This window comes from Niallia oryzisoli (assembly GCF_043641075.1).
Classification (GTDB): Bacteria; Bacillota; Bacilli; order Bacillales; family Cytobacillaceae; genus Bacillus_BD; species Bacillus_BD oryzisoli_A.
In genome coordinates this window covers 387,403-401,043 of the sequence record NZ_JBHZRC010000001.1, presented here as the reverse complement: position 1 = coordinate 401,043, position 13,641 = coordinate 387,403, and the positions used below count along the sequence as shown (strand labels likewise).

Below are 13,641 nucleotides of genomic sequence, written 5' to 3'. Positions count from 1 at the left end.
TTGCTTTTATATCAGTAAAAACTAATTTTTTGAATAATGAAGGTGTACATAAGAACTTTATTAACTAAAATAAACATTTACAAAAAAATGTTGCATGAAGAGGCTAAACCATTGAAATATTTAACCCTCATGGTTTTGATTTCTTCTCTTCACTTCCTCGAGATTCGTATCACTATAAATCCCAGTACCACGCCCGCCTGTCTTCACCAGCAATGCCTTTACCTCATTATAGGATAGTCCGGAAAGAGCATTTAGTCTCTTTACCTCCTCAATGTCTGTACCAGCCACTGTATAATTTTCATCAGCCTTCTTATTATTTACCATCTAACTCTGCCTCCGTTCTGTTTCTATTTATTCTTCATCAAAAATCAAAGACAATTCGTGCGAGTAGGCAAAATAAAAACTCCTTTCAAAATAAGAAAGGAGTGCAAAAGGTTGTTTAATTTTGACTAACGACCAACATTCTCTACCCTGTCGGTAATTTCATTTTATCAATAATCGTTGAAAAATAATTTCTAACTTTCATAAACGTTTTATTAGGTGGAATGGCGGTTTCTATTTGTTCATTAGAATAGGGTTCATTCTCTTCTTCGTTATCTATGAAAGATTGGTCTATCAATTCCGATGAATATATCTGCTTCCCGTTCATGATCCTGCGTATGGAGCAAACCAATTCCTGACTTGGACTGTCCTTTAACAAATAACCTCTAACATCAGCCTTCCGTGCACGTTCCACATAACCTGTTCTGGCAAAGGTCGTCATGATAATCACCTTACAGCCTGTATTCAGTATGGATTCTGCTGCATCAAGTCCGTTCATAACAGGCATCTCAATATCCATGATACAAATATCAGGCTGAAACTCCCGTACAAGCGCAACTGCTTCAAATCCATTCTTGGCCTGACCGACTACTTCCATATCTTCTTCTAGATTAAGAAGTGATCCGATCACGCTTAACAACAGCTCCTGATCCTCTGCTATGACAATTCGAATCATGTCGTATTCTCCCTTTCCCCTTTTCGAAGCTGTGTTAAAATAGAAACTCCCCATTATAGGGGAGCTGACTCTTATCAAACTTCAGGTTTTACTTGAACAGAAACTCGTTTTTTCGCTAATCGTTTAACATCCCTAAAACTAACGAATGTCTTGTTTTTCTCATCCCATAAACGGAAACGGAGCGACTTCAAGCTTGTAGCGAGTGTAATCGTTGGAACGTTTTGTAATGGTGGTGTATGTTCGTGTGCTTTTTCTAATTTATAGTTAGGAACTCTCGGGCTTAAATGATGAACATGATGGAACCCAATATTCCCGGTTAAGAATTGGATAACCTTTGGAAGCTTATAATAAGAACTTCCTTCCACAGCGGCCTTCACATATTCCCATTCCTTATCTACCTCGAAGTATGAATCTTCAAATGTATGTTGGATATAAAACAACCAAATACCTGCTGAGCCTGCCAGTAAGAAAACAGAGCCTTGAACGAGAAGAAATGACTGCCAGCCAAGAGCCCAAACAAGCAATCCAACAATGACCACTAATAGAATATTCGTCAAATATGTGTTCAGACGTTCCTTCATTTTGGCATCCTTGCGGTTAAATCTATTTTTTAAAAGAAATTGGAAAATCGGTCCTAATCCTAACATGACAATCGGATTACGATAAAAACGGTAACCAATCTTAGTACGAAGTGGCGCTTTCATATATTCATCAATTGTAAGCGTCCAAATATCACCTACTCCGCGTTTATCTAAGTTTCCGCTTGTTGCGTGATGAATGGAATGTTCGCGACCCCATTTTTCAAAAGGAAATAAAGTAATAACACCCATGGCCGTTCCGACAATTCGATTTAAACGTCGACTTTTGAAAAAAGAATAATGTGTACAATCGTGAAAAATAATAAATATTCTTACTAAAAATCCTGCAGCTATCACAATTGGAATAAGAGCTAACCAATAGGATACGGAAAGACTGATATAAGCAAGGTACCATAAGGCAATAAATGGTACGATCGTGTTCATTAACTGCCATACACTTTCTTTTGTCGTTGATTTTTCATAAGGAGCAATCTGTTTTTTTAACGTATTTTTGTTTTGTAAGGTCATAAGATTTTAATTCCCTTCCTTGTTTTGCATCGTTATACCAAAGTATATAGAAAGGGAGTCATGGTTGTAAGTAGCAGGTGTCATGTACAAGATATGACAAATGTCACATCTGTCAGGTTCAACATTCAGACGGTACAATTTCACAAAAAAAACAGCCCCTATACAAGGAGCTGTCTTCGAGAAAATTTATTATTTTTACTAATATTATGCCGTTACAGCTGATAGATTTTTAGCAGCAGCTGCCACTTTTTCAAGTCCTTCAGCAATAATTTTTTCTGCTTGATCTGGCATTGCATTGTGACCTTCGATAATCACTTCATCAATGATTTCCATACCAAATACGCCGCCAAATACGTTTTTCATATAATTTGCAGCCATTTCCATTGGCGCTGCTTCTGGTGTTGAGTAAATGCCGCCGCGTGCACTTAGAATAATCGCTTTTTTGTCTGTCATTAATTGTACAAGTTGTCCATTTTCATCATATTTGAACGCATAGCCTGCTTGGTATACATAATCAACAAATGTTTGTAATGCAGCTGGGATAGTTAGATTCCATAACGGGAATGCAAATACTACTACATCCGCTGCTGTTAGTGCATCCATAGCTTTCTGTTTTGCAGCTAAAATACGCTTTTCAATGTCAGTCATTTCTTCGCCGGATTCTACTTTACCGAAAGCATTGAATAAATCTTGACCAAAGTATGGCATGTCTTCCGCAAATACATCGTAAGTTGTTACATTAACACCTTCCAGGTTATTCATGAATGTTTCATACATTTTACTTGAAACTGCCTCTGAAGCTGGACGGTTATTTGCCTTTACAACTAAAATATTCATTATATTTAAAATCCCCTTTTATATTATGTTAATATATTTTTAGTAAAAAAATCTTGAATTAAATATATTATGATTTAGTATAATTGTCAACGAATATTTTTTTATGCTAAACGTTCTAAAGAAAAATTCCCCTTAGAATAAGGGGAATCCATCTACAACTAGACTAATTGTTTATATAAGTGGAGAAAGGCTTTTGCTTCTCTATCTGGTGAATACTGCTCAACAATCCAATTTTTTGCCGCTTGAACTACCTGCTTTCGTAATGAGATGTTTTCAATAATAGAACGAACGGCCTGCTCAAACTCATCCATTGATTCATACAGCCAGCCAGTTTGTTCGTGGCGCACAAGCTGTAGATTCGCTTCATTTTTACGTGCAATAACGGGTCTTCTCATTGCCATTGCTTCCATAACGGCAAGCGATTGACCCTCTGATTGGGAGGTGTTAATCACGATTTGAGCTTGTTCATACCATACTTTCATGACCTCATAGGGAACCACACCTGCATATTTCATCCAATATCGCTTCTCCATCTTTTTTTGGACCTCAGCTCTCACACTATCATCAAGGTTTGCACCTAGAATGGTAAACTTCATATTGGAATAGTGATTAATTAACTGATCAAGTGCAGGTAAGACATGTAATACATCTTTTACTCGCCGTAAACCTGCAGGAAGAAGAATGTGAGGGTACATTTCTTCCCCTGTTGATGATATATGCCAGGGCAGCCAAACCCCTTGGGGAATTACACTTGTTTTATCTTCCCAGCCTGGATGCAAACGGATTACCTTTTCTTTTGCATCATCAGTGAAGACAGTAATGTATGAAGCATTTTGTAAGAAGGTAAAAATCTCTTCATCGAGGTTTCGCTGTAAATCAATATTAATATCTGTCCCGCCCATTGTTACAAGATACGGTCGATTCAAAGTAAATTGGTTTTCACGCGCCCATTTGATAAAGCGAGTAGCATGTAAAATATGAAAAATATCTGCATCAGAGCGGTGCCAGTTATCGTTTTCTAAGTAAGGGATGACGGATAGACTAATATTTTGCCTATCTAAAAAATGGACAAGTCGTTTGATTGTAGTTGAATTTCCTCTTGGTTGATTAAAATAGGGTGCCAAAAATAAAATATGCATAGTCATTCTCCATGTTTATTCACTTCACTTCTCTTCCTAATCATATATTGCCCTGCATTGATAAGAAATTGCTTTTATATTTCACAAACAAAAACTCCATGGGAAACAATCTTTCCCAGTAGTGAAAAAGTTCCAAATTTTTCAGGTAAGATATGTTAAGATGAAAAAGTAAGTTAACTAATGCGTTCATCAGGTTAACAATAAGCAAACATTAAACTGGGGGAATTAGTATGTACCAACTGCGTGGTCATCATATCTTTTGCCTTCTAGGCTATCGAGGAATGGGTTACTCTAAAGAGTACGTTGAAAATATGACTATGCTTCATCAAACATTAAGAGAAAACCCGAAGACGTGGATTCAGCTAATAGAGGGTCCAGACCGATTGTGTGAGAAGTTCCCAAATACTAGTGAATACCATTGTGAAGAGAAAGGAATTGCTGAAAGAGATTCGGCTATTTTGGAAAAAATGGAGCTCAAAATCGGACAAATTCTAACTTGGGAGGAAATAGAAGCGAAAATCCAGAAATATATTGTACCTTCAGATATAAATACAGTTTGTGAATCTTGTTCCTGGCGCTCATATGGGGTTTGTGAGGAAGGTGTTCAAGAGATTCTTAATGGGAGTGGATTAAGGGAGGTCAAATAAGGCCTCCCCTTTTAGAATATAAAATCATTTTAATTTTTTATACGCTTCTTTAATGTCTTCCACGGTCTTGTCTATTTCTTCTCCCCAATGATCGTTGACTTGCTTTAATACAACTTCACCATTTGGAGCAATAATTGCATATCCTCTGTATGCAGTATCTTCATTCTCCATACCCGTTTCATCAATTAATTTAAGCTCTGGATCAGATATAAATGGAAGGCTTTTACCAAAGTCCTTTTCAAGCTGATCATGTAATAACTTTTGTTCCTCTGGAAGGTCCTTGCTAATTACATACATAGGCATCTCCATACCGTCTAATTTCTGCAGATTATTATGCAGCTCAACTAGCTGCTGTTGGCAGATTCCTCAGGTGTATGTAGTAATGTAAAATAACAGCACAGGTTTTTCTTGCGGGATTGTTACATCATTTTTTTCGTGGTCAAGTAGAGTGATTGACTCATCTATGGTCTTTGGACCACATGCCGCTAATAAAAGCATGACTGCTGCGACAAATAAAAACAGTTTTATTTTCATAGGCTCTCCTTTTCTTTGTAATACCAAAAAGTATTATCGTTTGATAATATTTGCTCGTTTCCTTGCGTTATTTTACTATAATTCTGACATAACTGTAAAATATTCAGCTTCCTTCATACAAAACAGGATACTGTTCGTATTATGTCTTCACAATGGTATACTCGTTCAACTATAATTAACCTATTGTCATTATGAAAATAATTTTAACAGATTGGAGCCAGGTATAAAATTGATTTTAGTAATTGATAACTATGACTCTTTTACATACAACTTAGTTCAATATATACAGGAAATTGATGAAGAAGTGGTGATTCGTAGGAATGACCAGCTTTCATTGGATGATATTAATAAGCTGATACCTGATTTTATCCTGATCTCACCCGGACCCGGCAACCCTGATCATGCAGGCATATGTTTAGAAATCGTGAAAAAATATTCTCAATCCATTCCAATATTAGGAGTCTGTCTCGGTCATCAAATCATTGCCCAGGCATTTGGCGGGAATATTGTAAAAGCGAAACAGCCGATGCATGGAAAAATTTCGATGATGGATCACGATCAAAAATCGATTTTCTCAGAGCTTCCCACGCCATTACAAATTACAAGATATCATTCATTGGTTGTTGATGAATCCACCCTCCCTCATTGTCTTGACATCAGTGCTAAAAGCGAAGACGGAGAAATTATGGCATTGCGGCATAAGCAGTTCAGAGTTGAAGGCGTACAATTTCATCCTGAGGCCATATTAACTGACAGCGGAAAAAAGATGATTCATAACTTCTTCAAAAAATAAACACAAAGGAATAAACAATGAAGATAACTAATCTAAATCAAGTTCAACCACTCTTATCATTTGAATTTGCCAATTCTACGGGTGAAATTCAGCCTGTACTATTTAGTCAGCCATTGAAATTGGTAATTGCTCATACAGTTGAAGAGATATTGTCTTGTTTTCAGGAGATTCAAGAGGCTATAAAGGAAGGCTATTATGCTGCTGGTTATCTTTCGTACGAAAGCGCACCGGCCTTTGATTCAGCGTTTAAGGTTAATAAAGGATCTACTATGCCATTATTGTGGTTTGGGATCTTTTCCGAGCCGCAAACAGGAAAGCTAAGCAGTAATGGAACATATAATTTAACAGATTGGATTCCATCTGTATCGCTCGATGAATATGATGCTTCTATCCGGTTTATTAAACAATCCATTGAAGCTGGCGATACATATCAAGCAAATTATACAATACGTCTTCGCTCCAAGTTCATGGGTGACGATATCGCCTTTTATGAAAATCTCAAAAATTCACAAGCCTCAAATTATTGCGCCTATATTAATACTGGTGACCATCGGATACTTTCTGCATCGCCGGAATTATTTTTTCATTTACAGGGTGATCAAATCACAACAAGGCCAATGAAAGGAACAGTCAGGAGAGGAAATTCATTTTCTGAGGACAAAGAAAATGCTGACTGGCTTTACCATTCTGAAAAAAATCGCGCTGAAAATGTTATGATCGTTGATTTATTGCGTAATGACCTAGGGATGATTGCTCGTCCTGGGACAGTAGAAGTTCCAATGCTGTTTGAAATTGAACACTATCCGACTGTCCATCAAATGACATCTACGATCACGGCAAAACTTGCGGAGAATGTTCAGCTGGTTGATATATTTAAAGCACTTTTTCCATGCGGCTCTATTACGGGAGCACCCAAAATAAGTACGATGGGGATTATTTCTGAATTAGAAACAGCTCCTCGAGATGTTTATTGCGGGGCAATTGGCTACATCACCCCAAATGAAGAGGCGATTTTTAATGTTCCCATCCGAACGGTTGTGATTGATCAAAATACAGGTGCTGCCACTTACGGTGTTGGCGGCGGGATTACATGGGATTCAACAACTAAAGGAGAGTATCATGAAATTCTTACAAAAGCGAAGCTGCTTGAGGAAAATCGGCCTGAGTTTCAATTGCTAGAAAGCCTATTATTACAGGATGGAGAATTCTTCCTGCTTAAAGAGCATCTAATTCGTCTCAAAAATTCTGCAGAGTATTTTGGTTTTTCATGTAATTTGCAATCCATTAAGAAATCGTTGGATCAACTTGCAGGTCAGGATAAAACAGGCTTTTTCAAAGTTAGGCTTCTATTAAACAAAAATGGCAAATTAGAGCTAGAAGCCCAACCTATCACACAATCTAAAACTCCATTAAAGGCAATGCTCGCAGACGTGCCAATTGATAGAAGCAATCCGTTCTTCTATCATAAAACAACGAATAGAGCGATGTATTCTTTTTTTCAACAAAAGTATCCGCAAGCTTATGAGGTACTTCTGTGGAATGAAGATGGTGAGCTTACAGAATTTATTAATGGTAACGTTGTTTTGGAAATTGACGGGTTGAAGTGGACACCTCCTATTAGCAGTGGATTACTAGCAGGCACCTTTCGTGAATACTTACTTACTAATGGAGACATTCGAGAAAAAGTATTAACCGTTGAGGATTTGAAAAAATGTACGAAAGTATGGTTTATTAATAGTGTTCGTAAATGGCTAGAGGTTGAAATATAATAGGAAAAATAAGGATACAAAAACGCATGGGCTATTAATGCTCCATGCGTTTTCCAATTCTAGCTTTAGTTAAGATTAACGAACTGTTTTAAGGGCAGTCGCCCAAGAAATTAGTTGACCCATCATTTCATTGACGGTTCCTTCGTGCATTTCTGCTGGTTTGAAGGTTTGTCCGTTTTCGAAGTCAGTAAATAGGTTTAAAGCTGGATGTGTACGAACATCTGCAATTGCTAATTCACCTAGAATGCCGCGCAGATGCTCTGCAGCACGTGCTCCTCCTACTGAACCATAGCTCACAATGCCTGCTGCTTTATTATTCCAGGCTTCACGTGCAAAATCGAGAGCGTTTTTTAACGCACCTGTAATACTATGATTATATTCTTGAACAATGAAGATAAATCCATCTAAGCTAGCAAGCTTCTCATTCCATTGTCCAATTCCTGGATCGGATCCATCCGTTGTTCCTAGGAACGGAAGATTGAAATCTTTAATATCAACGATTTCATAATTTGCATCGCCGCGTTTGTCTGCAAGGGATTTTACCCATTCTCCAACCTGTGGACTAAGACGTCCTTCACGAGTACTTCCCAAAATAATACCGATGTTTAAGTTTGACATAGGTTCTTCCTCCTCACTAGTTGAACGCCCCAATAATTTGTCCCAAAAACCCATATTTATTACCACCTTATGTGACAAATTGGCAATTCCTGATGTTATAGTCCCCTTATTCATTCTCTCTATTCTTTCAAAGATTGTAAAATTCATGCCAACAACCCAGCAAGTAATAAATGCCCTCCTCTAGCCTTTTTGAATAAAAAAAGCTGCCAAATGGCAGCATCAAAATTTACAATAAATAGGTTATGAAAGTAGCGTTAATTGCCACGAAACTCCGAAGCGGTCATTTAGCCAGCCAAACTTTTTACTAAAACCATAATCGCCTATTGGCATGAGTGCTTGTCCACCTTCAATGAGTTTCTCATATAGATGCTTGATTTCTTCATTTGTGCTGCAAGTAATATAAATAGAAAAAGAAGGTGTAAAAGTGAACTGATGTTTGATATTGCTGTCAATGCACATAAACTCTTGTCCTTTTAAGGAGAAAGTTGCCTGCATGACAGTGCCCTCATCACCTGCTTCATTTGCACCATACCGAACAATTCCTGTTATCTCTGAATCCTCAATAAGCGATGTGTAAAAGTTCATTGCTTCTTCCGCATTGCCATCTTGAAACATTAAAAATGGTGTGACCTTTTCCATAATATATCGTCTCCTTTGTATGTTTATCTACATATGTATTATTCAATTCATATTATCATATCCCTTCCCTAGCCTAACTATTTTATTCTTTCTTGATACACATGATCAGTGTCCCAACTAATCATATAGTTTCAATTAAAAAGGTCCACCAGTAAACTGGTGGACCTTTTGTACCCTTTTGTATTAGATGAGTCTAATGTGCCCCATATTCTTCAGCCTTCTAAAAATCTAGGTGTTGGGTTACCACTTGTAAGATGTGTATCAAACATATCAATGATTTCAAGGAAACGATCAGCTTCACGGAAAACATGGTCTGCTAAGAGTGGGTGAATGATACTTTTTATTTTGCATTGTTCAATTAATTCACGTGCCGTTTTCTTGAAGTCACGAAGAGATACGACAGACACACGATTTTGATCTAAGAATTGATCTAACATAGGAATAGTCTGTGAATATGGTACCATTCCCTCTAGATCCCTGGCTTGATAAAGCAATTGGTCAAAATCATTGCTAAAATTTTGCGCTATATCGATAAGTTTTCTTTCTGATGGATCAAGGAGGTGTCCGATGAATTTTGCATGATCAGCCATAATTCGTAAAAAGAAAACATTTTCTTTAATAATTGCATCAGGAAGTGATTTTAATTTACCTTGGTTTAATTCAATTAATCGTTTTCTAAAATAATTAGCCTCTCTACTTATATGATCAACTAAAAGGGGAAAATTATTTGCCCCTGGCAATTGACATGTGAGAATTAATCCTAGAACTTTTCGTTTGAATGCGTAAATATTTGTTGCAGCTTGTTGTACTTCAGAGTTAAAACCTCGTATTTGTTCAGGATCTGTTTGATTAGTAAAGGCATGAGCAGCTTGTTCTATGTGTTCAAACAATCGGTAAAATTGATTAGCTTCTTGGATTAATTGAGTATCCTCTGCTCTAAAACCTAATCGAAGAAATAATGAGTGCTCTTTCATGATCCTTGACCAAAAACGAATTTCGTTTAAAGATCGCTCAACAAATACTCCCGAAGTAACACCCGTATCGGGATGCAGTCCACTTTCGTTCCCATTCATTCCAAGCCCCTCCTGCAAACACAGCATTTAGTCTATTCTTATTAACAAGGTCAAATAAATATACCAAATCTAAAGTCCCGTTCGTTTTGTCTTACTTTTATATAAAAATAATGACGTATGCATATGCATACGTCATTTCAGAACATTATTCTAATTAAAATGTCGGACTTTTAATCCTAAGTATTATTCTGACTGAATTATAAATCCTAATTAGGTTCAATATGTACATGAACATCATACACATTATGTTTCTTGGCTAATGCTTGTTCGACTTCGGTTGAAATGTCATGGGCACGGATTATATCCAGCGTAGAATTGACCAGAATTACAACATCTACAACAACATTGTTTCCGTAATTTCTTGCCTTAATGTCTTTTATCCCTTTAACGCCATATGTGTTTTGAATGGTTTCTTTAAATGCTTGAATCTCGTTTTCATCGAAGCCATCAGTTAATCGATGTGAAGCCTCTTGAAAGATTTCCCAGGCAGTTTTACATATTAATAAACCTACAATGACGGCTGCCACTGGATCCAGCCAGGCCATATGAAACTGTGAGCCGATAATACCTACTGCTGCACCGATACTTACCCATGCATCCGATAGATTATCCTTTGCTGCTGCCATGACTGATTGACTATTAATTTTACTAGCTAAAGTCTTATTATATCGATACACACCATACATAACGATGGCACATAAAATACTGGTCCATGCTGCAATCAAATCGGGTGTTGAATGTTCGTTTAAGAAGGCTTTAGTTATAGCAGCATATATTACTTGTATACCCACTGCAGCCATGATAAAGGATGCAACTAGAGAAGCAACATTTTCTGCTTTCCAATGACCATATGAATGGTCCGAATCCGCAGGTTTTTGGGAAAGTCTCAATCCTATTAAAACCGCAATGGATGCAATAATATCGGTAGTATTATTTAAACCATCTGCCCTTAACGCTTCTGAATCAGCTAAATAACCGATTGCTAACTTTAAAGCTGACAAACAAATATAGGCAATGATACTAATGATAGCGCCACGTTCCCCAAGTTTTAAGTCGTTATATCTCTGTTCATCCATGTCATGAAATCTCCTCAAATGAATTCTCTATTATAATCTTAACAAGGGAAATACGAGTGGGTCTACAGCAACCTTTTTTCACTATTATATAAAAGTAATCCTTACGAAAATATGTTGCCTATGAGAAAGTTTTTTTAGAATATAAAGGTTATAAACAACGGTAAATAATAAAAAGCCGCCCTGTTTGAACAGAACGACTCTGTGCTTAATTTGAATTAAATCTACATACCAGCATAATGAAGAATAACTTCTTCAAGTAAATCAATCCCCAGGATAATATCATCCATGTCCGTATATTCATTGGGATGATGACTGAGTCCATCCACTGAAGGGATAAAAATAAGACCTGTCGGACATAGTTTCGCCATGTTCATGGCATCATGGCCTGCGCCACTTTGCATCACCTCATAGGGAAGAGCTTTTTCTTCAGAAAGCTTTATTAACGTATCAACCACATGAGGTTCAAGTAATACAGGTTCCTCCGAACTGATTTCCGTACTTTGTATGTCGAGCTGTCTCGACATTTCAATTTGAGATATCACTTGGTTTAAATGGTCAACTACTCTTTTTCTCGATTCACTTGAAATGGAGCGGATATCGACCTTTAGTTCAACTTCTCCTGGAACAACATTCATCGCACCAGAGTATATATTCATAACGCCTACCGTTGCTACAGTTCCACATTTCTTTTCCTGTATGGCTGCTTTTTCAAGTTCTAGAGCGATCTCCGATGCACCAAGAAGGGCATCTCGCCTCATATTCATGGGAGTTGTCCCTGAGTGGGAGGCTTTTCCATTGATTTTAATGATTAATCTGACGGGGGCAGCAATCCCTGTCACAATCCCAATTTTTTTCTGATTATTAATCAGTACAGGACCTTGCTCAATATGTATTTCAAAAAAGGCCTTGAATTCTTCCTGATTTCTGCTCGCCTCCTCCACACTATCAAAATCAAGTGCACATAAAGCAAAGGCTTTTTCCATTGTAATCCCATCACGGTCAGTAAGATAACGATATTTCTCTTTATTAAGAATTCCTGCCATTGCTTTACTGCCGACCGTAGACACTCCAAATCGTGAGGATTCTTCACAGGCAAATGAAATAATTTCAATTGGGTGGTCTGTTATTATCTCCTTTTCATTCAGTCGCCTTACGATTTCTAATGCCGCTGTAACCCCTACAACCCCGTCATATTTACCACCTTGATAAACGGTATCTAGATGGGAGCCCATTACAACTGGCGGAAGGTCACCTCTTTTTCCTTCTCTTCTGGCAATGACGTTCCCGCAGGCATCCATTCTGATTTCTAAATTTTCCAATTTGCACATTCTCATAAAAGCATGTGTACACGTCTGTTCCTCATCAGAATAGGCAATTCGCGTAATGCCCTTTTCACCTGAGTTATATTGATTAATATTACTAAATAATAGTTCATATCTTTCCTTGCTATTCAATCTAGTATCGCCTGCCCTGTTCGTAAGTAAATTGAATTATTATATGATAATGATTATACAGAAAATAGAATAGGATAGCTATTACAAAAAAAACTTCCACAATAAGGAATTGTAGAAGTGTCAATTCAATAGTCTATTTCTAATCACAACAGCTATTTGACTGTGATTCTCCTTTAATATGTCCTGACTTTGCAATTTTGGTCTGCAAATATTTCCTGTTGTACTCCGAAATATCTCCCCATATTGGCTCCCTTCCGGAAACCTCTAAGCCGGCACTTTTTAAGGCATCCAGTTTTTTCGGATTATTGGTCATTAGCGTTACTGGTTTTGATCGCAATGTTTTGAGTACTGTGATTGCATCCTCATAGTTTCTTGAGTCATCAACAAACCCAAGACCGATATTTGCTTCTACAGTATCATAGCCATTCTCTTGAAGAACATATGCCATTGCTTTACTAAATAACCCAATACCCCTTCCTTCATGATTGGCTAAGTAAAATAACGCGCCATTCCCATGTTCGGCAATTATTTTCATTGACTGCTTCAGCTGAAAACCGCAATCGCATCGTTTACTGCCAAAAATATCTCCAGTATGACAAATCGAATGAAATCGTATGATTGCATCATCACTATGCTCAAAGTCACCATACACCAATACACTTGACTGCTGGTAAAGTGCTAAATTGGAGGATGAAAGCTTTTCGATAATTTTTTCATAATCTTTTACTTCATTACAATTTATTTCTGTCACATCCTCACAATTTAACCAGCAGTACCATTTAAAATTAACTGTTTCACCATATAAATTAACAGGCAGCTTTATTGGACCTACTAAATAGATATTCCCTTTACTTTTTTGAAGCAACTGAATTTTATCCTGTAGAATAGTAAGGACTTTTTCCTCAAGATGGATGGCTGTCATGATTAACTCCCCTTTTTTCAATTAGTTTGCAACTAAA

General features: G+C 37.2%; 16 protein-coding genes. 3 read left to right on the top strand and 13 right to left on the bottom strand.

What is annotated here, in order from left to right; translation table 11 throughout:
• Positions 1 to 120 precede the first annotated feature (120 nt).
• From ACHUFV_RS02115 to ACHUFV_RS02095, 5 genes are all read right to left on the bottom strand, one after another.
• On the bottom strand, positions 121 to 324 hold the full coding sequence (locus ACHUFV_RS02115; protein ID WP_394231956.1) for a gamma-type small acid-soluble spore protein: 204 nt from the start codon (positions 322 to 324) through the stop codon (positions 121 to 123).
• Between the two features lie 142 nt (positions 325 to 466).
• Positions 467 to 997 (bottom strand): response regulator, encoded by a 531-nt coding sequence (locus tag ACHUFV_RS02110; RefSeq protein WP_394231955.1) that lies wholly within the window; start codon positions 995 to 997, stop codon positions 467 to 469.
• Between the two features lie 74 nt (positions 998 to 1,071).
• On the bottom strand, positions 1,072 to 2,103 hold the full coding sequence (gene desA, locus ACHUFV_RS02105; RefSeq protein WP_394231954.1) for a Delta(5) desaturase DesA: 1,032 nt from the start codon (positions 2,101 to 2,103) through the stop codon (positions 1,072 to 1,074).
• A 204-nt stretch (positions 2,104 to 2,307) separates the two neighbouring features.
• Complete coding sequence (locus ACHUFV_RS02100; protein ID WP_394231953.1) at positions 2,308 to 2,940, bottom strand: FMN-dependent NADH-azoreductase; 633 nt, start codon at positions 2,938 to 2,940, stop codon at positions 2,308 to 2,310.
• Positions 2,941 to 3,098: 158 nt separating this feature from the next.
• Positions 3,099 to 4,079, bottom strand: coding sequence for a glycosyltransferase family 4 protein (locus ACHUFV_RS02095; RefSeq protein ID WP_394231952.1), 981 nt, complete (start codon positions 4,077 to 4,079; stop codon positions 3,099 to 3,101).
• 230 nt (positions 4,080 to 4,309) lie between these two features.
• Between ACHUFV_RS02095 and ACHUFV_RS02090 the strand changes: the two genes are divergently transcribed.
• On the top strand, positions 4,310 to 4,726 hold the full coding sequence (locus tag ACHUFV_RS02090; protein WP_394231951.1) for a DUF1284 domain-containing protein: 417 nt from the start codon (positions 4,310 to 4,312) through the stop codon (positions 4,724 to 4,726).
• Between the two features lie 24 nt (positions 4,727 to 4,750).
• On the opposite strand, the gene ACHUFV_RS02085 is transcribed toward ACHUFV_RS02090, so the two are convergent.
• Positions 4,751 to 5,089, bottom strand: a complete 339-nt coding sequence (locus ACHUFV_RS02085; protein ID WP_394233349.1) for a redoxin domain-containing protein — start codon at positions 5,087 to 5,089, stop codon at positions 4,751 to 4,753.
• A gap of 3 nt (positions 5,090 to 5,092) precedes the next feature.
• The gene (locus tag ACHUFV_RS02080) at positions 5,093 to 5,260 is read right to left on the bottom strand and encodes a hypothetical protein (RefSeq protein WP_394231950.1); all 168 of its coding nucleotides are present in this window, start codon (positions 5,258 to 5,260) and stop codon (positions 5,093 to 5,095) included.
• Between the two features lie 229 nt (positions 5,261 to 5,489).
• Between ACHUFV_RS02080 and ACHUFV_RS02075 the strand changes: the two genes are divergently transcribed.
• Entirely contained in the window at positions 5,490 to 6,053 is a 564-nt protein-coding gene (locus tag ACHUFV_RS02075) for an anthranilate synthase component II (protein WP_394231949.1), read from the top strand.
• Between the two features lie 17 nt (positions 6,054 to 6,070).
• A complete protein-coding gene (gene pabB, locus ACHUFV_RS02070; RefSeq protein ID WP_394231948.1) occupies positions 6,071 to 7,822 on the top strand; it encodes an aminodeoxychorismate synthase component I in 1,752 nt (583 codons plus the stop codon).
• Positions 7,823 to 7,897: 75 nt separating this feature from the next.
• Here pabB and ACHUFV_RS02065 read toward each other — a convergent pair whose 3' ends face one another.
• The 6 genes from ACHUFV_RS02065 to ACHUFV_RS02040 all read right to left on the bottom strand — a co-directional run bounded on the left by ACHUFV_RS02065 (position 7,898) and on the right by ACHUFV_RS02040 (position 13,604).
• Positions 7,898 to 8,494, bottom strand: coding sequence for an NADPH-dependent FMN reductase (locus tag ACHUFV_RS02065; RefSeq protein WP_394231947.1), 597 nt, complete (start codon positions 8,492 to 8,494; stop codon positions 7,898 to 7,900).
• A gap of 186 nt (positions 8,495 to 8,680) precedes the next feature.
• Positions 8,681 to 9,079, bottom strand: coding sequence for a VOC family protein (locus ACHUFV_RS02060; protein WP_394231946.1), 399 nt, complete (start codon positions 9,077 to 9,079; stop codon positions 8,681 to 8,683).
• Between the two features lie 212 nt (positions 9,080 to 9,291).
• Positions 9,292 to 10,152: a DUF2935 domain-containing protein gene (locus ACHUFV_RS02055; RefSeq protein WP_394231945.1), complete on the bottom strand. Its 861-nt coding sequence runs from the start codon at positions 10,150 to 10,152 to the stop codon at positions 9,292 to 9,294.
• Positions 10,153 to 10,358: 206 nt separating this feature from the next.
• Positions 10,359 to 11,228 (bottom strand): cation diffusion facilitator family transporter, encoded by an 870-nt coding sequence (locus tag ACHUFV_RS02050; protein WP_394231944.1) that lies wholly within the window; start codon positions 11,226 to 11,228, stop codon positions 10,359 to 10,361.
• A 221-nt stretch (positions 11,229 to 11,449) separates the two neighbouring features.
• A complete protein-coding gene (locus ACHUFV_RS02045; protein WP_394231943.1) occupies positions 11,450 to 12,682 on the bottom strand; it encodes a M20 family metallo-hydrolase in 1,233 nt (410 codons plus the stop codon).
• A gap of 139 nt (positions 12,683 to 12,821) precedes the next feature.
• Positions 12,822 to 13,604 (bottom strand): GTP cyclohydrolase II, encoded by a 783-nt coding sequence (locus tag ACHUFV_RS02040; protein WP_394231942.1) that lies wholly within the window; start codon positions 13,602 to 13,604, stop codon positions 12,822 to 12,824.
• Positions 13,605 to 13,641: the final 37 nt, after the last annotated feature.